26 protein-coding genes are annotated in these 20,636 nt (G+C 67.2%); 20 read left to right on the forward strand and 6 right to left on the reverse strand.

Features of this window, described 5'->3' with window-relative positions; translation table 11 throughout:
- Nucleotides 1-42: 42 nt before the first annotated feature.
- Nucleotides 43-1,005 carry a glycosyltransferase family 9 protein gene (locus NYO99_RS01155; protein ID WP_268165269.1) on the forward strand — a complete coding sequence of 321 codons (963 nt, stop codon included), beginning with the start codon at nt 43-45 and terminating at the stop codon, nt 1,003-1,005.
- Here NYO99_RS01155 and gpmA read toward each other — a convergent pair.
- On the reverse strand, nt 990-1,733 hold the full coding sequence (gene gpmA / locus NYO99_RS01160) for a 2,3-diphosphoglycerate-dependent phosphoglycerate mutase (protein ID WP_268165270.1): 744 nt from the start codon (nt 1,731-1,733) through the stop codon (nt 990-992). The two genes, NYO99_RS01155 and gpmA, sit on opposite strands and share 16 nt — an antisense overlap.
- 188 nt (nt 1,734-1,921) lie before the next feature.
- Here gpmA and NYO99_RS01165 point away from each other — a divergent pair, with 188 nt between their 5' ends.
- The 7 genes from NYO99_RS01165 (at nt 1,922) to NYO99_RS01195 (ending at nt 7,599) form a co-directional block, all read left to right on the forward strand.
- Entirely contained in the window at nt 1,922-3,130 is a 1,209-nt protein-coding gene (locus tag NYO99_RS01165; RefSeq protein ID WP_268165271.1) for a porin, read from the forward strand.
- A gap of 19 nt (nt 3,131-3,149) precedes the next feature.
- Complete coding sequence (locus NYO99_RS01170; protein ID WP_268165272.1) at nt 3,150-3,572, forward strand: type 2 periplasmic-binding domain-containing protein; 423 nt, start codon at nt 3,150-3,152, stop codon at nt 3,570-3,572.
- A 76-nt stretch (nt 3,573-3,648) separates the two neighbouring features.
- Nucleotides 3,649-5,163: a methyl-accepting chemotaxis protein gene (locus tag NYO99_RS21330; protein WP_326494812.1), complete on the forward strand. Its 1,515-nt coding sequence runs from the start codon at nt 3,649-3,651 to the stop codon at nt 5,161-5,163.
- Between the two features lie 82 nt (nt 5,164-5,245).
- Nucleotides 5,246-5,656, forward strand: a complete 411-nt coding sequence (locus NYO99_RS01180; RefSeq protein ID WP_268165273.1) for a rhodanese-like domain-containing protein — start codon at nt 5,246-5,248, stop codon at nt 5,654-5,656.
- A gap of 11 nt (nt 5,657-5,667) precedes the next feature.
- Complete coding sequence (grxC, locus tag NYO99_RS01185; protein WP_268165274.1) at nt 5,668-5,928, forward strand: glutaredoxin 3; 261 nt, start codon at nt 5,668-5,670, stop codon at nt 5,926-5,928.
- Nucleotides 5,929-6,045: 117 nt separating this feature from the next.
- On the forward strand, nt 6,046-6,519 hold the full coding sequence (gene secB, locus NYO99_RS01190; RefSeq protein WP_268165275.1) for a protein-export chaperone SecB: 474 nt from the start codon (nt 6,046-6,048) through the stop codon (nt 6,517-6,519).
- Between the two features lie 81 nt (nt 6,520-6,600).
- The gene (locus NYO99_RS01195) at nt 6,601-7,599 is read left to right on the forward strand and encodes an NAD(P)H-dependent glycerol-3-phosphate dehydrogenase (protein WP_268166437.1); all 999 of its coding nucleotides are present in this window, start codon (nt 6,601-6,603) and stop codon (nt 7,597-7,599) included.
- A 1-nt stretch (nt 7,600) separates the two neighbouring features.
- On the opposite strand, the gene trmL is transcribed toward NYO99_RS01195, so the two are convergent.
- Entirely contained in the window at nt 7,601-8,071 is a 471-nt protein-coding gene (gene trmL, locus NYO99_RS01200) for a tRNA (uridine(34)/cytosine(34)/5-carboxymethylaminomethyluridine(34)-2'-O)-methyltransferase TrmL (protein ID WP_268165276.1), read from the reverse strand.
- A gap of 18 nt (nt 8,072-8,089) precedes the next feature.
- The gene (locus NYO99_RS01205) at nt 8,090-8,845 is read right to left on the reverse strand and encodes a ComF family protein (protein ID WP_268165277.1); all 756 of its coding nucleotides are present in this window, start codon (nt 8,843-8,845) and stop codon (nt 8,090-8,092) included.
- A 23-nt stretch (nt 8,846-8,868) separates the two neighbouring features.
- Between NYO99_RS01205 and NYO99_RS01210 the strand changes: the two genes are divergently transcribed.
- The 7 genes from NYO99_RS01210 to NYO99_RS01240 all read left to right on the forward strand — a co-directional run bounded on the left by NYO99_RS01210 (nt 8,869) and on the right by NYO99_RS01240 (nt 14,720).
- Nucleotides 8,869-9,783 (forward strand): methyltransferase domain-containing protein, encoded by a 915-nt coding sequence (locus NYO99_RS01210; protein WP_268165278.1) that lies wholly within the window; start codon nt 8,869-8,871, stop codon nt 9,781-9,783.
- A gap of 252 nt (nt 9,784-10,035) precedes the next feature.
- Complete coding sequence (coxB, locus tag NYO99_RS01215) at nt 10,036-11,157, forward strand: cytochrome c oxidase subunit II (protein ID WP_268166438.1); 1,122 nt, start codon at nt 10,036-10,038, stop codon at nt 11,155-11,157.
- Nucleotides 11,158-11,187: 30 nt separating this feature from the next.
- The gene (ctaD, locus tag NYO99_RS01220) at nt 11,188-12,840 is read left to right on the forward strand and encodes a cytochrome c oxidase subunit I (protein ID WP_268165279.1); all 1,653 of its coding nucleotides are present in this window, start codon (nt 11,188-11,190) and stop codon (nt 12,838-12,840) included.
- 5 nt (nt 12,841-12,845) lie between these two features.
- Entirely contained in the window at nt 12,846-12,950 is a 105-nt protein-coding gene (locus NYO99_RS01225) for a cytochrome oxidase small assembly protein (protein WP_268165280.1), read from the forward strand.
- A gap of 6 nt (nt 12,951-12,956) precedes the next feature.
- Nucleotides 12,957-13,550 carry a cytochrome c oxidase assembly protein gene (locus tag NYO99_RS01230; RefSeq protein ID WP_268165282.1) on the forward strand — a complete coding sequence of 198 codons (594 nt, stop codon included), beginning with the start codon at nt 12,957-12,959 and terminating at the stop codon, nt 13,548-13,550.
- Entirely contained in the window at nt 13,547-13,789 is a 243-nt protein-coding gene (locus NYO99_RS01235; RefSeq protein ID WP_268165283.1) for a DUF2970 domain-containing protein, read from the forward strand. Before NYO99_RS01230 ends, NYO99_RS01235 begins: the two co-directional genes overlap by 4 nt.
- Nucleotides 13,790-13,835: 46 nt before the next feature.
- Complete coding sequence (locus tag NYO99_RS01240; RefSeq protein WP_268165284.1) at nt 13,836-14,720, forward strand: cytochrome c oxidase subunit 3; 885 nt, start codon at nt 13,836-13,838, stop codon at nt 14,718-14,720.
- Nucleotides 14,721-14,785: 65 nt separating this feature from the next.
- Here NYO99_RS01240 and NYO99_RS01245 read toward each other — a convergent pair whose 3' ends face one another.
- Entirely contained in the window at nt 14,786-15,007 is a 222-nt protein-coding gene (locus NYO99_RS01245) for a DUF2909 domain-containing protein (RefSeq protein WP_268165285.1), read from the reverse strand.
- Between the two features lie 36 nt (nt 15,008-15,043).
- On the opposite strand from NYO99_RS01245, the gene NYO99_RS01250 reads away from it, so the two are divergent.
- The 5 genes from NYO99_RS01250 (at nt 15,044) to NYO99_RS01270 (ending at nt 18,999) form a co-directional block, all read left to right on the forward strand.
- On the forward strand, nt 15,044-15,745 hold the full coding sequence (locus tag NYO99_RS01250; protein WP_268166439.1) for an SURF1 family protein: 702 nt from the start codon (nt 15,044-15,046) through the stop codon (nt 15,743-15,745).
- 70 nt (nt 15,746-15,815) lie between these two features.
- Nucleotides 15,816-16,394 (forward strand): SCO family protein, encoded by a 579-nt coding sequence (locus NYO99_RS01255; RefSeq protein ID WP_268165286.1) that lies wholly within the window; start codon nt 15,816-15,818, stop codon nt 16,392-16,394.
- The gene (locus NYO99_RS01260) at nt 16,391-17,488 is read left to right on the forward strand and encodes a COX15/CtaA family protein (RefSeq protein WP_268165287.1); all 1,098 of its coding nucleotides are present in this window, start codon (nt 16,391-16,393) and stop codon (nt 17,486-17,488) included. Before NYO99_RS01255 ends, NYO99_RS01260 begins: the two co-directional genes overlap by 4 nt.
- A gap of 3 nt (nt 17,489-17,491) precedes the next feature.
- A complete protein-coding gene (cyoE, locus tag NYO99_RS01265; RefSeq protein WP_268165288.1) occupies nt 17,492-18,397 on the forward strand; it encodes a heme o synthase in 906 nt (301 codons plus the stop codon).
- Complete coding sequence (locus NYO99_RS01270; RefSeq protein WP_268165289.1) at nt 18,394-18,999, forward strand: SCO family protein; 606 nt, start codon at nt 18,394-18,396, stop codon at nt 18,997-18,999. The genes cyoE and NYO99_RS01270 overlap by 4 nt, the downstream gene beginning before the upstream one ends.
- Before the next feature lie 59 nt (nt 19,000-19,058).
- Here NYO99_RS01270 and rpoH read toward each other — a convergent pair whose 3' ends face one another.
- Both rpoH and NYO99_RS01280 read right to left on the reverse strand, forming a co-directional pair.
- On the reverse strand, nt 19,059-19,976 hold the full coding sequence (gene rpoH / locus NYO99_RS01275) for an RNA polymerase sigma factor RpoH (RefSeq protein ID WP_268165290.1): 918 nt from the start codon (nt 19,974-19,976) through the stop codon (nt 19,059-19,061).
- A 145-nt stretch (nt 19,977-20,121) separates the two neighbouring features.
- Nucleotides 20,122-20,625 carry a chemotaxis protein CheW gene (locus tag NYO99_RS01280; RefSeq protein WP_268165291.1) on the reverse strand — a complete coding sequence of 168 codons (504 nt, stop codon included), beginning with the start codon at nt 20,623-20,625 and terminating at the stop codon, nt 20,122-20,124.
- Between the last annotated feature and the right edge of the window lie 11 nt (nt 20,626-20,636).

Consider the following 20,636-nt stretch of genomic DNA (forward strand, 5'->3'; position numbering starts at 1 on the left):
GATGCGCTGGCAGAATCCCGCGCCACTTTGCAAGAGCCCCGGATGATAGAAGCCAGCACCCCACCCAAGCCGCTGATCGTGCGCCTGCGCAACTTCGTGGGCGACACGGTGCTGAGCCTGCCGGCGCTGAGGCTGCTGGAGCAGCACGGCTACCGGCTGGAGCTGGTGGGCAAGGGTTGGGCGCGCGGGCTGCTGGAGGCCGAGGGTTGGGCGGTGCATGTGCGGCCCGCGAAGGTGGGCGACCGCATCGCGCAGCTGCGCGAGCTGCGCCAGCGTTTTCGAGCCGAGGATGGCGGGTTCGACCGCCGCTCCAACACGCTGCTGCTGCCCTATGCCTTTTCGGCCGCGCTGGATGCGCGGCTGGCCGGGCTCAAGGCCGAGGGCCATGCCGGCGACGGCCGCACGTGGCTGATGCAGCGCGGCCACCCGCGCCGCGACGGGCGGCACACACTGGTGGAGTACTGGGAGCTGGCCTGCGACTTCCTGGGCATCCAGGCGGAGCCGCCGGCCGACATCCACGTGAAGGTCACCGAGGCGCAGCGCGGGCAGGCGCTGGCCTTGCTGGCCGAGCAGGGCCTGGAGGCCGGGCGCTACGTGCTGATCTGCCCGTTCGCGAACGGCAAGGTCGAGTTCCTGGACCGCAGCTGGCCGGACTTCCCGGCGTTCGTGCGTCGTCTGCATGCCGACGGCCGCCGGATCGTCATCGTGCCGGGGCCGGCCGAGGTGCAGGGGGCGAAGGACTTGTATCCGGACGCCATCCGCCTGGATGGTGTGGCGCTGGGCGTCTACAACGCGCTGCTGCAGCTGGCCGGCGTGGTGGTCTCCAACGACACCGGGCCGGCCCACATGGCCGCCGGCGTCGGCGCACGGCTGCTCAGCGTGCTGGGGCCGACCGATCCGGCGCGCTGGGCGCCGTGGGGATCGAGCGTCACCGTCATGCGACGCTGGCCCGAGTGGGTCAGCGTCGATGAGGTGCTGTCAGCCGTGGATCAGGCCTTGCCCTGATTCGCGACGGCGGCGGCTGCCTTGGCGGCCGCTTCGGCGTCGCCCAGGTAGTAGCTCTTGATGGGTTTCAGGTTGGCGTCCAGCTCGTAGACCAGCGGGATGCCGTTGGGGATGTTCACGCCCACGATGGCGTCGTCGGCGATGCCGTCCAGGTACTTCACCAGTGCGCGGATGCTGTTGCCGTGCGCGGCGATCAGCACGCGCTGGCCACCCTGGATGGCGGGCGCGACGGTCTCGTTCCAGAACGGCAGCACGCGGGCGACCGTGTCCTTCAGGCATTCCGTCAGCGGGATGTCGCTCGGGTTGAGCTTGGCGTAGCGCACATCGCTGCGCTCGCTGCGCGGGTCGGTGGCTTCCAGGGCCGGCGGCGGCGTGTCGTAGCTGCGACGCCAGACAAGCACCTGCTCATCGCCGTACTGTTTGGCCATGTCGGCCTTGTTCAGGCCCTGCAGGCCGCCGTAGTGGCGCTCGTTCAGGCGCCAGGCGTGCTGCACCGGCAGCCAGGTGCGGTCCATCTGGTCCAGCGCGTGCCACAGCGTCCACACGGCGCGCTTGAGCACCGAGGTGTAGGCAATGTCGAAGTCGTAGCCGGCTTCCTTGAGCAGTCGGCCCGCGCTCTTGGCCTGTTCCACGCCCGTGGGTGTCAGGTCCACATCGGTCCAGCCGGTGAAGCGGTTTTCGAGATTCCAGGTCGATTCGCCGTGGCGGATGAGGACGAGCTTGTACATGGCCTTGAGTGTTGCGAAAACGGTTCGAAATTGTAGGGACGCACGGTGGGCGGGCACCCGAATTGGGTTCGACCGTGAATGAGTGCGCGTTCGCGTCTAGGGTAATCACCTAGCCAGGGGCTGGCGCTTCTAAGATTTTTGCATTGCCGCAATTTCTGCGGTTTCTGGTGAGTTACCAAGGAGATCTCATGAAGCTGACCCCCCGGCAACGCGTACTGCCCGCGCTGATCGCCTGCCTGCTGTGCACCGGCGCGGCCCATGCGGCGGATCCGACCGGCAGTTTCACGGTCTCGGGCTTTGCGACGTTGGGCCTGGTGAAGACGGACACCGATCTGGCGCAGTACGCCATCGCCGGCCAGACGCGCGGTGCCGACAAGGACATCAGCGCCGAGGTCGACAGCAAGCTGGGCCTGCAGTTCGGCGCCAAGCTCAACAACATGTTCTCCGGTACCGTGCAGCTGCTGGCCAAGAGCGGCGGCGACGGTAACGTCAAGCCGGGCGTGGAATGGGCCTTCGTCAAGGCGCAGCTGGCGCCGTCGGTGGCCGTGCGGCTGGGTCGCATGGGTGCACCGTTCTTCGCGATCTCAGACTTCCGCGCCGTGGGCTTCGCCAACACGACGCTGCGCCCGCCGCAGGACGTCTACGGCCAGGTGCCCGTCAGCCACTTTGATGGCGCCGATGCCAGCTACCAGGCCAACCTCGGCGTCGGCACGCTGACGCTGCAGGGGTTTGGCGGCAAGTCGTCGGAGAAGTTCGAGCGCGTCGATGTCGAGCTGGATCGTCTGTACGGCATCAACGCGACGCTGGAGACGGATGCCGGCCTGACGCTGCGCTTCGGCCACGCCAGCGGCAAGCTGACCGTGAAGTCGACCTCGCTGGCCGGCCTGGTGAGCACGCTGCGTGCGACGCCGTTTGCGAGCGTGGGCAACGAGCTGGACGCCAATGACAAGAAGGCCAGCTTCACCGGCGTGGGCCTGACCTGGGACGAGGGCCAGTGGCTGGTCAATGCGGAGTACACGCAGCGCCGCGTGGCCACCTACCTGCCCGACACCGCTGGCTGGTACGTGACGGTGGGCCGCCGCTTCGGCAGCTGGACGCCCTATGCCAGCGCCTCGCAGATCAAGTCGGTCAGCACCAACGTGAACAACACCGTGGTCGCCGCGACGCCGCAGCTCGCCCAGCTGCGCGGCATCGTCGACGCGACGCTGGCCAGCCAGCAGCTCAACCAGAAGACGCTGGCGATCGGCGCGCGCTGGGACTTCGCAAGCAACTTCGCGATGAAGGTCCAGCTGGACCATGTCCGCCCGCAGGGAGATGCGTTCTTCGTCCAGATCCAGCCGGGTTTCAACAGCCGCAAGGTCAACGTCCTCAGCATCGCTGTCGACACCGTGTTCTGAGCCCAGGGAGCAGTCGCAAATGAATTTTCGCCATACCGTCGTCGTCGCCGCTCTGCTGGCCACGGGCTTGTCTGCCCAGGCCCAGGTGGTCGTCGTCGTGAATCCCAAGAGCGCTCTGGCCACCATGACCGCCGATCAGGTGTCGGGCATCTTCCTGGGCAAGACCACCACGCTGCCCAGCGGCGCCACCGCTGCGCCGGTGGACCAGGCTGAATCTGCCGCCGTGCGTGAACAGTTCTACAGCAAGGTCACCGGCAAGCAGTCGGCGCAGGTGAAGGCTGCCTGGTCGCGCCTGGTGTTCTCGGGCAAGGGCACGCCGCCCAAGGAAGTGGGCAACTCGGCCGACGTGAAGAAGTTCGTAGCGGGCAATGCCGACGCGATCGGCTACATCGAGAAATCGGCCCTGGATGGCAGTGTCAAGGCGGTGTTGACCGTCGATTGAAGGCTGCCGAACGTCGGAAGATGGGCGCGGCCGCTTGGGGCGCGCCCTTGTTGCTTGATGCCCGAGGAGACTGCGAATGAATGTGAAGACCCGGATCTGGTTGCTGCCCGCGCTGGCGGCCGCCATCTTTGCCATCGGCATTGCCGTGGTGCTGCTGTTTTCGTCGCGCACATCTGACGCCATCAAGTCGGTCGGTGATGTCGACTACCCCTTTCTGGACGCGACCACGCAGTTCGCCGCGCAGCTCGAGGCGCTGGGCGCCACCATTCAGAGTGCAGTTGCCGAAGGCGAGAAGAAGCGGCTTGACGAGGCCAATGAGCGCGCCGCGGGCCTGCGCAAGCTGCTGGCAGCCATCGCCCGTATCGAGGGCAAGGCTGAAGTTGGCGGCCAGTTGACCAAGAGCTTCGAGGCCTATTTCTCGGCGTCGGTCGAGACGGCGGAGCTGTTCCTGGGCATCCGTCAAGGGGATCAGGCGGGAGCCATTCCCAAGATGCAGGCGGCCCTGAAAAAGCTGGAGGCTGAGCTCGCCAGCGCCCGGGTGCAGGCAAGTGAGGGCTTTGATGCGGGTCTGGAACGGGCGCAGGGGGGTGTGACCTCCAGCTTGTGGGCGGCGGTCATCAGCGGCGTCGTTGTTGTACTGTGCCTGGGTGGCGGGTCCTTCCTGATCATTGGCGGTGTCTGGCGGCAGCTGGGCGGAGAGCCCGAGTACGCCCGCGACGTGATGCGTCAGATGGCCGATGGCGATTTGTCGCAAGACATCGTCGTCGCGCCGGGCGCCGAGCAAAGCATGCTGGCTGCAGTGCGAGACATGTCGCGGGGCCTGGCGGCCATCGTCGCCAACGTTCGTACCGGCACCGATTCGATGACGGTGGCTTCGCGCGAGATTGCGGCTGGCAACCAGGACCTGTCTGAGCGGACCGAAAAGCAGGCGGGCTCGCTGGAGCAGACGGCCGGCAACATGCAGGCCTTGACCGACACGGTGCGCCAGAGCGCTGAAGCGGCTGCCCAGGCCAACCAGCTGGCTGGATCTGCCGCAGCGGTCGCCCAGCGGGGCGGCGAGGTGGTGAACCAGGTGGTCTCAACGATGGATGAGATCAACACCAGCTCAAAGCGAATTGCCGACATCATCGGCACGATCGACGGCATCGCGTTCCAGACCAACATCCTGGCCTTGAATGCGGCCGTGGAGGCGGCCCGCGCTGGCGAGCAAGGCCGTGGGTTCGCCGTGGTGGCGGGTGAGGTGCGTTTGCTGGCTCAGCGCAGTGCCGAGGCCGCGCGGGAGATCAAGGGCCTGATCGGCGCGAGCGTTGACAAGGTCGAGTCCGGCGCCCGCCTCGTGCAGGATGCTGGCAGCACGATGGAAGAGATCGTCGCCAGCGTCCAGCGGGTCTCGGACATCATCGGTGAGATCACGGCGGCGGCTTCCGAGCAGAGCCAGGGCATCGGCCAGGTCAACGCGTCGGTGGTGCAGTTGGACCAGATGACCCAGCAGAACGCTGCGCTGGTCGAGGAGGCCGCCGCGGCCGCCAGCAGCCTGGAGCAGCAGGCCGTCACGCTGCAGCAGGCCGTGGCGACGTTCAAGCTGTCCTGAGCCGCCGAGCCCGCACCCCGACGGGGCGTGGCGGGCTCGCCGATAATCGCGGGCTTTTCTCCAAGCCCTAGACGGTGATCGCTTGAACTTCCTGATCGAAAACTGGTTTCTGATCGTTGCTGCCCTGGTGTCCGGCGGCATGCTGGTGTGGCCCCTGATCGTGTCGGGCTCGCAAGGCGCGGCGCTCACCCCGGCGCAGGCCGTGCAACTCGTCAACCGCGAGAAGGGCGTGCTCATCGACGTCAGCGAGCCCGAGGAATATGCCAAGGGCCACGCGGTTGGCGCGCGCAACATCCCCTTCGGTCAGATCGAGGGGCACAAGCAGTTGCCGTCCAACAAGTCCCTGCCGCTGGTGTTGCTGTGCCCGACCGGCGCACGCGCCGGCCGCGCGGCAGGCATGCTGCGCAAGCTGGGCTACGAGAAGGCCCAGGTGCTGGGAGGCGGCCTGAAGGCATGGCGCGACGCCAACCTGCCTGTCGAGAAGAGCGCCTGAGGAGCCCGGCCATGGCCACCGTGAAGATGTACACCACCCAGGTCTGCCCGTTCTGCGTGCGCGCCAAGATGCTGCTCAAGCAGCGCGGCGTGGAGCAGATCGACGAAGTCCGCATTGACCTGAACCCCGAGGAGCGCCAGGTCATGATGGACAAGACCGGCCGCCGCACCGTGCCGCAGATCTTCATCGGCGACACCCATGTCGGGGGGTGTGATGACCTGATCGCGCTGGACCAGCGCGGCGGGCTGCTGCCATTGCTCCAGGCGGCCTGATTTCAAGCCCCGGGCAAGCCCGATCAGGCCTGTCACAAGGCCTCGCCCATAATCCAGCCACCGCCCGCAGCGCGCCGCCTGCGGGCTTTTGTTTGACGCTTCGCTAGAGAGAGTTTCATGGCCGACGAGATCCAAGCTGCCGCCGAAGGCACCCCCGTGTTCCAGATCCAGCGCATGTACCTGAAGGATCTGTCGCTGGAGCAGCCCAATGCGCCGCACATCCTGCTGGAGCAGCAGCAGCCCCAGGTCGACATCAACCTGACGCTGTCGGCCGAGAGCGTCACCGACGGCATCTTCGAAGTCTGCGTGACGGCCACCGTCAACACCAAGGTCGGCGACAAGACGCTGTTCCTGGTGGAGGCCAAGCAGGCCGGCATCTTCGAGATCCGCCATGTGCCGCAAGAGCAGCTCGAAGGCATCCTGGGCATCGTGTGCCCGCAGATGGTCTACCCCTACCTGCGCGCCATCGTGTCCGACGTCTGCACGCGCGCCGGCTTCCCGCCCGTGCTGCTGACCGAAGTGAACTTCCAGGCCATGTTCGAGGCCCAGCAGGCCCAGCGCGCCGCCCAGGGCGGCCAGGCGGTCAACTGATCATCCAGGCCCTGGCCTGTTGATGACGCCCCGCCCCGTGCGGGGCGTTTTGCTTGAGGGACACTTCCGCGCATGACGACGATGAAGATCAGCGTTCTCGGTGCCGGTGCCTGGGGCACGGCGCTGGCCATCCAGGCCGCACGGGCCGGCCATGACGTGCAACTGTGGGCGCGCGACGCCGAGGCCGTCGCGCAGATGCGCGCGACGCGCCGCAATGCGGCCTATCTGCCCGACAGCGAGCTGCCGGCGGCGCTGGGGTTGACGGCCGACCGTGCCGCCGCCGTGGCGCACGCTGCGGCCGGCCTGACCATCATCGCCACGCCCATGTCCGGTTTGCGCGAGACGCTGGCAGCGCTGCCCGCCAGGCAACGCGTGCTGTGGCTGTGCAAGGGCTTCGAGGCCGGCACCGGCAAGCTGGGCCACGAGATCGCGCGGGAGCTGCAGCCGGCCATGCGCGTGGGCGTGCTGTCCGGCCCCAGCTTTGCGCAGGAGGTGGCCGCCGGCCGGCCGACGGCGCTGGTGGCCGCCAGCGAGGACGCCGCGCTGGCCCAGGCGGCCGTCGACGCCTTCCATGGTGAGCGGCTGCGGGTCTACACGTCGGCCGACCCGGTGGGTGTGGAGGTGGGCGGTGCGGTCAAGAACGTGATGGCGATTGCCGTGGGCATTTGCGACGGCCTGTCGGGCGCCGCGCCGGACGCGCCGGGCCTGAATGCGCGCGCCGCGCTCATCACGCGCGGCCTGGCCGAGATGCTGCGCCTGGGCGTCGCACTGGGCGCCAAGGTCGAGACCTTCATGGGCCTGTCGGGCCTGGGCGACCTCGTGCTGACGGCGACCGGCGACCTGTCCCGCAACCGCCGCGTGGGCCTGCTGCTGGCCCAGGGGCTGGCGCTGCCGCAGATCCTGCAGCAGCTGGGCCACGTGGCGGAGGGCGTCTACAGCGCGCCGACCGTGCTGGCGCGTGCGCGCGCCGCCGGCGTCGAGATGCCCATCACCGAGGGCATGGTGGCGCTGCTGGACGGGCGGCTCAAGGTGGGTGAGGCCGTCGAACGGCTGATGAGCCGAGACGCCAAGGCCGAGTGAGTCACGCGCCCCCCGCGTAGCCGTTCTGCCGCCAGGCTTCGAACACGGCGACCGCCACGCTGTTGCTGAGGTTCAGGCTGCGCTGCTCGGGGCGCATGGGCAGCCTGACGCGCTGTTCAGGCGCAAAGCCGTCGCGCAGTGCGGGCGGCAGGCCCGCCGTCTCGCTGCCGAACACCAGCCAGTCGCCCGGCTGCCAGGCGACCTCGCCGAAAGGCCGGCTGCCGCGCGTCGTGAACGCAAACAGGCGCGTCGGGTCAGGTGACTCGGCGGCCAGGAAGGCGGCCCAGTCGGCATGGCGCTGCACGCGGGCGTACTCGTGATAGTCCAGCCCGGCGCGCTGCAGCAAGCGGTCTTCCATCGAGAAACCCAGCGGCTCGATGAGGTGCAGCGCGCAGCCGGTGTTGGCGGCGAGCCGGATCACGTTGCCCGTGTTGGGCGGGATCTCAGGGTTGACGAGGACGATTCGGAACATGGGCGGATTGTCCCGCCCCTAGCCGTCTCCGGGCTCGGGTGTGCGCGCGATGACCCAGGCCTGCACGCTCATGACGCCAGCCTGCAGCAGCACGCGGGCCAGTTCGTACAGCGTGGCACCGGTGGTCATCACGTCGTCCAGCAATGCGACGGTGGTGCCGCGCAGCTGGTCGGCTTTCAATGGGTCGACGGCGAAGATGCCGCGCACGTTTGCCGCACGCGCATCCAGCTTCAGGCTGGCCTGGGCTGCGTTGTGGCGCACGCGCAGCAGCAGGTCCGGCTCGCAGCGCAGGCCGCGCCGCCGGGCCAGCGCGCGGGCCAGTTCGTGCGATTGGTTGTAGCCGCGCTCGCGCAGTCGTTCGGCGGACAGCGGCACGGGCAGCAGCCAGTCGGGGGCATTGACCTCCGAGGCGTTGAGGGCACAGTTGAGCCGCTCCAGCAGGCTCTCGCGCAATTCCAGGGCCTGGTGGTACTTGAAGTGCTGCAGCAGGCCGTCCCAGGGAAAGCCGTACTCCAGTGCGGCCACCGTGCGGTCCAGCGGTGGCGCCTGCAGCAGGCAGCGTCCGCATTGAGGGCGCGGGTGGCCGGTCATGGCCGGGGGCAGCCGTGTCGCGCAAGTCCAGCAGCGCGGCTGCGGGCGGGCATACAGCGCTATGCAGGATGCGCAGATGGTCTGGTGGCTCCAGGCGCGGCAGACCGAGCACTGGCCTGCACAACGCAGCAGCACCCGCTCCATGGGTGCGGGCTTCTGGGTGGCCAGGAGGCGCGGCGGCATCGGGTCAATATACTGACCAGCCCATGAGTGAGCAGGCTGCGCCCCCTACTTCAAACAAGGGGCCGCGGCCCCAGGACCTCGATCCCGCCGCGCTGCGCCATCAGGCCCGGCGCCTGGCGCGCGCGCAGCAGCCGCCCTGGCTGCATGTCGAGGTGGCGGCGCGCATGGCGGAGCGCCTGCCCCTGATCAAGCTGAAGCCCGCGCGTGTGCTCGACGTGTCGCCGGCGCTCGGGGCGGGGGCGGCCGCGCTGCGGCAGGCCTACCCCGGCGCCGAGATGCTGTGGCACGAGGACGACCCGGTGCTGGCTGCGCGCGTGCCGCCAGCGAGCTGGTGGCGCCGGCTGCTGGGCACGGGCGGCGGGCGGCTCGACGCACTGCCGGCGCGCCCGGAGGTGGACATGCTGTGGTCCAACATGGCGCTGCACGCCGTGCCCGATCTGCCCGCGGTCTTGCAGCGCTGGCAGGCGAGTGTTGCCGTCGGCGGTTTTGTGATGTTCTCGTGCCTGGGGCCGGACAGTTTTGTCGAGCTGCGTCCGCTCTTTGCCCGCGCCGGCTGGGGGCGGCCGGCGCCCGACTGGTGGGACATGCATGACATCGGCGATTTGGTGCTGAAGGCGGGATTTGCCGATCCCGTCATGGACCAGGAGCGTGTGCGCCTGACCTGGGGCGACGCGGACAGCTTGTTGGCCGACCTGCGGGCGCTTGGCGGCAACCTGGCGCCCATGCGCTTTGCCGGTCTGCGCGGGCGCGCTTGGCGTCGTCAGTTGCAAGCCGAGCTGGAGCACTTGCGCGATGCCCAGGGGCGCTTGGCCCTGACGCTGGAGCTGGTCTTCGGCCACGCCTTCAAGGCCGCGCCGCGGCTCACGGTGGCGCCCGAGACCCACGTGACGGTCGACGCCTTGCGTGCCAATCTGCGCCAACACCGCGGCGGCAGCTGATTTGCTAGGTAGTTGCGAGGGGTCAAGCCCCCCAGGGTGACGGGGGTGCCTGGGCTAAAATTTCGCGCCGCCAAGTGGGTTTAGGGCAAAACCCGGCCCGTTCGTCTGCGGGTCTTGCGGCACCAGGTCCGGCTCGCCGGGCGGATGGCCAAGTCCCGCACTTCAAAGAACCAAGTGACAACCATGACGATGATGAACGCACGAGTGCAGAGCGCCTCACGCGGATGGGCCCTGCGGGCTGCCGCTGCGGCGATGACGGCCCTGGCGACGGGTTCCGCCCTCGCGGTGAACGATCTCAAGGGCGGCCCCGGCGTCAATCAGATCAACCTGCACGAGCCGGTCACCCGCATCGCGGCCGACCAGATGTGGTTGCACAACTTCATGCTGGTCATTTGCCTCGCCATCTTCGTGGCGGTGTTCGGCGTGATGTTCTATTCCATCTTCAAGCACCGCAAGTCGAAGGGCGCCGTGTCGGCCAACTTCCATGAGAGCGTGGCGGTCGAGATTGCCTGGACCGTGGTGCCGCTGCTGATCGTCATCGGCATGGCGCTGCCGGCCACCAAGGTGGTCGTCGCGATGAAGGACACGACCAACGCCGACCTGACCATCAAGGCCACCGGCTACCAATGGAAGTGGGGCTACGACTACCTGAAGGGCGAGGGCGAGGGCATCGGCTTCCTGGCCACGCTGGACACCGAGCAGCGCGAGGCGTCGAACTCGGGCAAGCCAGAGCCGGTCGACAACTACCTGCTGAAGGTGGACAACCCGCTGGTGGTGCCGGTGGACAAGAAGGTCCGCATCATCACGACGGCCAACGACGTCATCCACGCCTGGATGGTGCCGGCCTTCGGCGTCAAGCAGGACGCCATCCCCGGCTTCGTGCGCGACACCTGGTTCAAGGCCGAGAAGATCGGTGACTACTACGGTCAGTGCGCCGAACTGTGCGGCAAGGAGCACGCCTACATGCCCATCCACGTGAAGGTGGTGTCCGCCGAGGACTACACCAAGTGGGTGGAGGGCGAGAAGAAGAAGCTGGCAGCCAAGGCCGACGACCCGAGCAAGGTCTGGGAACTGGCAGCGCTGGTGGCCCGCGGCGAGAAGGTCTACGCCGCCAACTGCGCGGCCTGCCACAAGGCCGACGGCACGGGCGCTGGCCCCATCAAGGCGCTGGACAAGTCGGCCATCGTGCTGGACGCTGACAAGAGCAAGCAGATCAACATCCTGCTCAACGGCGTGATGGACAAGGGCATGCCGGCCTGGAAGCAGCTGAGCGACACCGACATCGCCGCCGTCATCTCGTACACCAAGAATGCCTGGTCCAACAAGACCGAGCAGATCGTGCAGCCGGCCGAGATCGTGGCCGCGCGCAAGTAACCGTCAGAACGCCGAATCAGAGGTAATCCCATGAGTGCAGTGCTCCCCCCCCACGGCGCGGTCGGTGGTCATGCCGGCCATGACGGTCACGCCCACGACGACCATCACGATCACCACGCACCCACCGGCTGGCGCCGCTGGGTGTTCGCCACCAACCACAAAGACATCGGCACGCTGTATCTGCTGTTCAGCTTCACGATGCTGATGATCGGCGGCATCCTGGCGCTGTGCATCCGCGCCGAGTTGTTCCAGCCCGGCCTGCAGTTCTTCAACCCTGAGCTGTTCAACCAGTTCACGACCATGCACGGTCTGATCATGGTGTTCGGGGCGATCATGCCGGCCTTCGTCGGCTTCGCGAACTGGATGCTGCCGCTGCAGATCGGCGCCAGCGACATGGCGTTCGCGCGCATGAACAACTTCAGCTTCTGGCTGATGATCCCGGCCGCCATCATGCTGGTCGCGAGCTTCTTCATGCCAGGCGGCGCGCCCGCCGCCGGCTGGACGCTCTACGCGCCGCTGACGCTGCAGATGGGCCCGTCCATGGATGCCGGCATCTTTGCGATGCACATCCTGGGCGCCTCGTCCATCATGGGCTCGATCAACATCATCGTGACCATCCTCAACATGCGCGCCCCGGGCATGACGCTGATGAAGATGCCGATGTTCGCGTGGACCTGGCTGATCACGGCCTATCTGCTGATCGCCGTCATGCCCGTGCTGGCCGGTGCGATCACGATGACGCTGACCGACCGCCATTTCGGCACCGCCTTCTTCAACCCGGCAGGCGGCGGCGACCCGGTCATGTACCAGCACATCTTCTGGTTCTTCGGTCACCCCGAGGTCTACATCATGATCTTGCCGGCCTTCGGCATCGTCAGCCAGATCGTGCCGGCCTTCGCCCGCAAGAAGCTGTTTGGCTACGCCTCCATGGTGTACGCCACGGCGTCGATTGCCATCCTGTCCTTCATCGTGTGGGCCCACCACATGTTCGCCACCGGCATGCCGGTGACGGGCCAGTTGTTCTTCATGTACGCGACCATGCTGATCGCCGTGCCTACCGGCGTGAAGATCTTCAACTGGCTGGCCACGATGTGGCGCGGCTCGATGACGTTCGAAGTGCCCATGCTGTGGGCTGTCGGCTTCATCTTCGTGTTCACGATGGGCGGCTTCACCGGCCTGATCTGCGCGATGGCGCCGATCGACATCCAGATCCAGGACACCTACTACGTCGTCGCCCACTTCCACTACGTGCTGGTGGCTGGCTCTCTGTACGCGCTGTTCGCCGGTGTCTACTACTGGGGCCCGAAGTGGTCGGGCGTGATGTATTCGGAGTTCCGCGGCAAGGTCCACTTCTGGGGCTCGCTGATCTTCTTCAACATCACCTTCTTCCCGATGCACTTCCTGGGGCTGGCCGGCATGCCGCGTCGCTATGCCGACTACCCGATGCAGTTCACCGACTTCAACATGATTGCTTCGGTGGGCGCATTCGGCTTCGGGCTGATGCAGGTCTATTTCTTCCTGTTTGTCGTCGTGCCCATGATGCGTGGCAAGGGTGCGAAGGCTCCGCAGAAGCCGTGGGAAGCCGCCGAAGGCCTGGAGTGGGAAGTGCCGTCGCCGGCGCCGTTCCACACCTTCGAGACGCCGCCCAAGCTGGACGCCTCGGCCACCAAGATCATCGGCTGATCGTGATGACGCCCGAACAGCGCAAGAGCAACCGCCGGCTGGGTTTGATCCTGCTGAGTGTGGCGCTCGCCTTCGGGGTGGGCTTCATGGCCAAGATGGCCCTGCTGTAAACCGACATGCGCCTGCTCGACACCCTGCATCGCGACAACCGCCAGCTGCTGCTGAAGCTGGTGGTGGTGGTCGTGCTGATGCTCGGGTTCGGGTACGCGCTGGTGCCGCTGTACAAGCACATCTGCGAGGCGCTGGGCATCAACGTGCTGTCGCTCTCCGAGCGTCAGGGTGTGACGGCCAAGAGCGATGCGAAGGGCAACGGCCAGATCGATTACAGCCGCACCATCACGGTGGAGTTCGACACCAACGCGCGCGGCCCCTGGGACTTCAAGCCCGAGGTGCGCCACATGACGGTGCACCCGGGTGAGTTGAAGCAGGTCATGTACGAGTTCCGCAACAAGCAAGACCGCACCATGGCCGCCCAGGCCATCCCGAGCTACGCGCCCATGCAGGCCAGCGCGCATTTCAACAAGCTGGAGTGCTTCTGCTTCAACGAGTACACGTTGCAGCCGGGCGAGACCAAGCAGTGGCCGGTCGTGTTCGTCATCGACCCCAAGCTGCCCAAGGATGTGAAGACCGTCACCCTGTCCTACACCTTCTTCGAGGTGGCGGGCAAGGGCGTCAAGGTGGGCCAGGCGGCCAAGGGGCCAGCGCTGTGAGTGCGCCCGGCCAGGATCTGAAGGACGCGGTGGGTCGCAAGGCGTCCATCGGCCAGACGATCTCGGCGGTGGCCTGGAGTTTTTTCGGCGTGCGCCGGGGGCGTGACCATGAGAACGACATGGCCAAGCTCAACCCGGTGCACGTGATCATTGCGGGCGTGCTCGGCGCAGCCCTGTTTGTGTTGGTGCTGGTGCTGGTGGTCCGCTGGGTCATCAGCAGCGGCGTGGCGGCGGCCTGAGGCCGGGCCCGCCAGGTTCAGAACAAGCGAGAACTAGGAGAACGACATGTCGGCAGCGACAACTTCGGGCAGCGCCCCGTACTACTTCGTTCCGGGCCCATCGCGGCACCCGGTGATGGCCGCGATCGGTCTGTTCTTCGTCATCCTCGGCGCAGGCCAGTGGATCAACGGCCACCAGTGGGGCGCCTACTCGCTGGCCTTCGGTCTGCTGTGGTGGGCCTTCGTGCTGAAGCAGTGGTTCGGCGATGCCATCCGCGAAAGCGAGGGCGGCCTCTACAGCGACCGCATCGACGTGTCCTTCCGCTGGAGCATGGGCTGGTTCATCTTCTCGGAGGTGATGTTCTTCGCCGCCTTCTTCGGTGCGCTGTATTGGGCTCGTGTGTTCTCGGTGCCTGCGCTCGGCAGCCTGGAGAACAGCCTGCTGTGGCCTGACTTCAAGGCGGTGTGGCCCAGCGTCGTGGCAGGCGCCACGGCATCGCCCGCTGGCACGGTGGAACCATTCACGACCATCGGTCCCTGGCCGCTGCCCACCATCAACACGGCACTGCTGCTGACGTCCGGCGTCACGCTGACCATCGCCCACCACGCGCTGATTGCCGGCAACCGCGCCAAGACCATCGCCTTCATGTGGGCCACGGTGTTGCTGGGCGTGGTGTTCCTGTTCGTGCAGGGCTTTGAGTACGCACATGCCTACAAGGATCTGAACCTCAAGCTCAGCTCCGGCATCTTCGGCTCGACCTTCTTCATGCTGACCGGCTTCCACGGCTTCCACGTGTTCGTGGGCATGCTGATGCTGCTGTTCATCACCATCCGCCTGCACAAGGGTCATTTCACGTCCGAGCGCCACTTCGGCTTCGAAGGCTCGGCCTGGTACTGGCACTTCGTCGACGTGGTCTGGCTGGGCCTGTACGTCGTCGTCTACTGGATGTAAGGCGAGCTCGCCACAAAAAACAAAGCGCCGCGGAAGCGGCGCTTTTTTTGCGGCGTTCGTCGGGCTCAGCGGCCCATGGGTACACCCTTGGGTTCTATCCAGCCCATGGCCCAGCACAGCAGAATGATCGCGAACAGCGCGACCGACACCGCGATGCGTACGGTCAACGCGCGCGCCATGTTGGCGCCGCGCTTGTCACCCTTCTGGCCGCTGCGCAGCATGAAGAAGCCGGCGGCGGCCAAGGCGCCGAGGATGGCGATGAAGGCAATGAGGAACACGACATTCATGGCGAGCGATTATCTGCCCGAGGTGGCGGCATGACGATGCGTCATGGGCTTGTGCTCATCGCAGCATTGCTGGCCGCCGCGCTGACGGCGCGCCTAGGCGTCTGGCAACTCGACCGCGCGGCGCAAAAGCTGGCATTGCAAGCGGCCGTGGACGCCGAGGGCGCGCGTCCCGCACTGCGCAACACCGATTTGGCGGATGCTGCGCTGCACCGTGGCGTCGTGCTGCGAGGCCACTGGGTGGCGGAGCGCACCGTGTGGCTGGACAACCGGCCGATGGATGGCCGTGCAGGCTTCTACGCCGTCACCCCGCTGCGGCTGACGGGCCGTGCCGATGCCGTGCTCGTGCAGCGCGGCTGGGCGCCCCGCGATCCGACCGACCGCAGCCGCGTGCCGCCGCTGGCAACGCCCGCGGATGAGGTCGAGATCACGGGCCGGCTGACCGCTGCGCCATCGCGGCTTTATGAGCTGGGTGAGGGCGGGGGCGGTGCGATCCGGCAAAATCTCGATCCAACGGCGTTTGCTGCCGAGTCGGGTTTGGCGCTGTTGCCGCTCACCGTTGTGCAGACCGCGCCCGCCGGCGCCGACGATGGCCTGCTGCGCCACTGGCCGGCACCCGACCTCGGTCTTCACAAGCACTACGGCTACGCCTTTCAATGGTTCGCGCTCTGCGCGCTGATCGTCGGTCTCTATGTCTGGTTCCAACTCCTCCGTCCCCGGTTCCGCAGGCAGCCCGCCTGAGCCAGTGAGCTTCGCGGTCCACAGCCTCCCGCGTCCGGGCGCGACGGCACAGCGCGCCGGGCGTCTGAAGATGCTGTCGCTGCTCGCGCTGTGCGCGGCGCCGGTCGTGGCGTCGTACTTCACGTTCTACGTGATCAAGCCCAGCGGCTCGGCCTACGGTGAATTGATCACGCCGACCGTCGACCTACCGGCCGATCTGCCGTTGACCGATCTGCAAGGGCGCGCCGTCGCCGCTGAATCGTTGAAGAACCAGTGGCTGCTGACGGTCGTGCAGCCCGCCGCCTGCCCGGAGGCGTGCGAACGCCAGCTCTATGTGCAGCGGCAGCTGCGCGAGATGCTGGGCAAGAACCGCGATCGCGTCGATAAGCTCTGGTTGATTCCCGACGACGGCGGCATGCCCCGGCCTGAGCTGCTGTCCGCGCTGAGCCAAAAGGGTGTCGAGGTCACCGTGCTGCGCGTGCCCGGCGCGCGCCTGCAGGCGTGGCTGAAGCCGGAAGCAGGCAAGGCGCTGACTGACCATTTCTTTCTCGTCGACCCGATGGGTCGCTGGATGATGCGCGCCCCGGCTGACCCGGAGCCCAAGAAACTCAAGGGCGACTTCGACAAGCTGCTCAAGGCCAGTGCGGGCTGGGACAACGCCGGGCGATGAGCGACATCCTGCTTCCCCTGGGCCAGGTGGCCGCCATCGGCGGCGCCGTCGCGTTGGGCCCGCTGCTGTGGTGGCGTCAGCGTTCGCGTTCACAGACGCCGGTTGGCCGACTGCGCGCGCTGACACTGCTGACGCTGTTCCTGACCTTCGACCTCATCCTCTTCGGTGCCTTCACGCGGCTGACCGACTCGGGGCTGGGCTGCCCGGACTGGCCCGGCTGCTACGCCTCGGCCACGCCGCTGGGCGCGCGCCACCACATCGAGGCGGCCGAGACGGCCATGCCCACAGGCCCGGTGACGCACACCAAGGCCTGGATCGAGATGCTGCACCGCTATCTGGCCAGCGGCGTGGGCCTGCTCATCCTGGTGCTGTGCGCGATGAGTTGGCGTCTGCGTCGTCAGGCGCGCCAGAGCGGTGAGCCAGCGCCATCGCCGTGGTGGCCCACGCTGTCGTTGGTGTGGGTCTGCGTTGTTGGCGCCTTCGGCGCATTGACGGTCACGATGAAGCTGTTCCCGGCCATCGTGACGGGCCATCTGTTGCTCGCGATGGGCCTGCTGATGCTGCTGGCCTGGCAGCGCGAGGCCTACGAGCCCCGGCCGTTGGCTGCACCGCGAGCCATGCGGCTGGCGGTGGGTTTCGTCCTGCTGCTGACGCTGTGCCAGGTGGCACTGGGTGGCTGGGTCAGCACCAACTACGCCGTGCTGGCGTGCGACCAGTTCCCGACCTGCCACAACGATGAATGGTGGCCCCGCATGGACTTTGCCCAGGGCTTTCAGCTCTGGCGCGAACTCGGCGAACGCGCCGACGGCAGCCTGCTGAGCTTCGACGCGTTGACGGCCATCCACATGGTTCACCGGCTTGGCGCGGCGGCCGTGTTCACCGCCATCCTGGCGTTGGCCTGGGCCTTGCGCCGTGGGGCGCCCGGCTGGTCGCGAGCGCTGCTGGCCGGGGCGGGTTGGCAGCTGGCCACCGGTCTGTCCAACGTCGTGCTCGACTGGCCCATCGTCGCGGCCCTGGCCCACACGGGCGGCGCCGCTGTGTTGCTGGGCCTGCTCACCACCTTGCTTGCGCGCCTGCGGGCGCGCCCCGTCTGAATCATGGCTCTCACGTCCACCGCCGGCTTGTCCGCGCGCACCCCGCGCTGGCGGCAGTTCTACCAGCTGACCAAACCGCGCGTTGTCCAGCTCATCGTCTTCTGCGCCGCCATCGGCATGGCGCTTGCCGTGCCGGGTCTGCCCGATCGCGCACAGGCCGTCACCATGCTCGCGGCGATCGCCGGCATCTGGCTGGTGGCCGGGGCGGCGGCCGCGTTCAACTGTCTGATCGAGGACGGCATCGACGCGCGCATGAAGCGCACCGCCTGGCGTGCCACGGCCAAGGGCGAGCTGAGCCGCCCGCAAACGCTGATGTTCTCGGCCCTGCTGTGCGCGGCCGGCATGGCGTTGTTGGGGCTGTACGTGAACGTGCTGACGATGTGGCTGACGTTTGCCACCTTCGTGGGCTATGCGGTGGTCTACACCGTCATCCTGAAGCCGATGACGCCGCAGAACATCGTCATCGGCGGCGCCTCGGGCGCCATGCCGCCGGTGCTGGGCTGGGCGGCCATGCGCGGCGAGGTGGGCTTCGAAGCCTGGTTGCTGTGCCTCATCATCTTCCTGTGGACGCCGCCGCACTTCTGGGCGCTGGCGCTGTACCGCGCTGAAGACTATGCCCGTGCCGGCTTGCCCATGCTGCCCGTCACGCATGGCAATGACTACACGCGGCTGCAGATCCTGCTCTACACCTGGGTCCTGTTCGCGGCCACGCTGCTGCCCTTCCTGACGGGCATGAGCGGCTGGTTCTACCTGCTCAGTGCCATCGCGCTGGGCCTGGGCTTTTGCGCCTATGGCTTCCGGCTGTGGCGTGGGTATTCGGAGCTGCTGGCACGGCGGACCTTCTGGTTCTCCATCTGGCACCTGTCGCTGCTGTTCGCGGCCTTGTTGATCGATCACTACCTGCCATGAACACCCGCCGTATCGTTCTCGCCGCGCTGAGCGCGCTGGCCCTTGCGGGCTGCCAGAAGTCCGAGCCGGCCAAGCCCGGCTTCAAGGGCATCGACCTCACGGGCGCCGAGTACGCCCGCCAGCTCAACCTGACCGACCAGGACGGCCGCGCCCGTTCGCTGGCGGACTTCAAAGGCAAGGTCGTCGTCGTGTTCTTTGGCTACACGCAATGCCCCGATGTCTGTCCGACGACGATGGCCGAGGTGGCCGAGGTCAAGCGCTCGCTGGGTGCGGACGGCGACAAGGTGCAGGGCGTCTTCGTCACCGTCGACCCGGACCGAGACACCACCCAACTGCTGAAGGCCTACATCACCGCCTTCGACCCCAGCTTCGTCGCGCTGCGTGGCAGCGAGGAGCAGACCAAGGCCGCCGTCAAGGAGTTCAAGGCCTTCTACGCCAAGGTGCCCGGCAAGACGCCGGAGAGCTACATGGTCGACCACACGGCCGCCAGCTTCGTCTTCGACACCGAAGGCCGCGTACGCGTCTACGTGCGCTACGGCGCCGGTGCCGAGCCGCTGGCGCATGACATCAAGCTGCTCCTGGCGGAGGCCGGGCAGAAATGACACGCCAGCCATGAAAAAAGGCCCCGTCAAGGGGCCTTTTGCTTGTCCGGGCGCGGGCGTCACGCCGCTTCGGTCAACGCCTTCTTCATCTTCTTCATCGCGGCCACCTCGATCTGGCGGATGCGTTCGGCCGACACGCCGTATTCGGCCGCCAGTTCGTGCAGCGTCATGCCGCCGGAAGTGTCGTCGTTCACCTTCAGCCAGCGCTCCTCGACGATGCGGCGGCTGCGCGGATCCAGCACCTCCAGCGCGCGCTGGATGCCGTCGCCGGCCAGGCTGTCGCGCGAACGGGCCTCGATGACGCGCGTGGGCTCCTGGCTGTCGTCGGCCAGGTAGGCGATGGGGGCGAAGCTCTCGCCGTCGTCGTCGGTCTGCGGCTCCAGCGCCACGTCGCCGCCGGACAGGCGGGTCTCCATCTCCAGCACTTCCTCTCGCTTGACGTTCAGCTCGCGGGCCACATGGGCGACCTCGGCCTCCGTCAGCGTGGCGCGGTGCGTGGCGTCGTCCGCCTGACCCGCCTTGAGCTGGTGCTTCATGGAGCGCAGGTTGAAGAACAGCTTGCGCTGGGCCTTGGTCGTCGCGACCTTGACCATGCGCCAGTTCTTCAGGATGTACTCATGGATCTCGGCCTTGATCCAGTGCATCGCGTAGCTCACCAGGCGCACGCCCTGGTCGGGGTCGAAGCGCTTGACGGCCTTCATCAGGCCCACGTTGCCTTCCTGGATCAGGTCGCCCTGGGGCAGGCCGTAACCCACGTACTGGCGGGAGATGGACACCACCAGGCGCAGGTGCGACAGCACCAGCCGGCCGGCAGCCTCCAGGTCGCCCTTGTCGCGCAGGCTGCGCGCGGCGGAGGACTCTTCCTCGGTCGTCAGCAGCGGCAGGCGGTTGACGGCAGAGATGTAGGCGTCGAGATTGCCCAGCGAGGGCACCAGGGCCCAGGGGTCGCGGACGGCAATGGCAGAAGCAGCAGACATCGTCTTGATTCCTGGCTAACCGCCGCGTGAACTGCAGCGGTGGAGGAATATTAGCACTCCATCGCCGCGAGTGCTAAGCTTGCTGCTGCCCTGGTTGGAATGCAGTGTTGGCGCCACTGAAACAGTGGGCGGGCACTGACTTGGATCAGTCGACCAGGCCGAAATCCGGGCTTTTGATCATGGCCTCGATGTCCAGCAGGATGAGCATGCGCTCGCCGATCTTGCCCAGGCCGGTGATGAAGCGCGCGTCCATGGCGGCGGGCACTTCGGGCCGTGGCTTGATCTCGTCGACGCCGAGTTCCAGCACGTCGGACACCGAGTCCACCACGATGCCCACCACGCGGCTGGCCACGTTCAGCACGACCACGACGGTGAAGGCGTTGTACTCGCTGGGCTGGCCCAGCCGGATGCGCAGATCCAGGATGGGCACGATGACGCCGCGCAGGTTGACGACGCCCTTGACGAAGGACGGTGCGTTGGCCACGCGTGTGGGCGCCTCATAGGAGCGGATCTCCTGCACGCGCAGGATGTCCAGGCCGTATTCCTCGCCGCCGATGCGGAAGGTCAGGAACTGGGCGGCGTCGGTGCGGGTCACGGTCTGCACGGCCTGGGCGCCGGTGGTGGCGGGAACGAGGTCGGTGGAGCTCATCGGAACAGGGC

This window comes from Roseateles hydrophilus (genome assembly GCF_026712245.1).
In the GTDB taxonomy this organism is placed as follows: domain Bacteria; phylum Pseudomonadota; class Gammaproteobacteria; order Burkholderiales; family Burkholderiaceae_C; genus Pelomonas; species Pelomonas hydrophilus.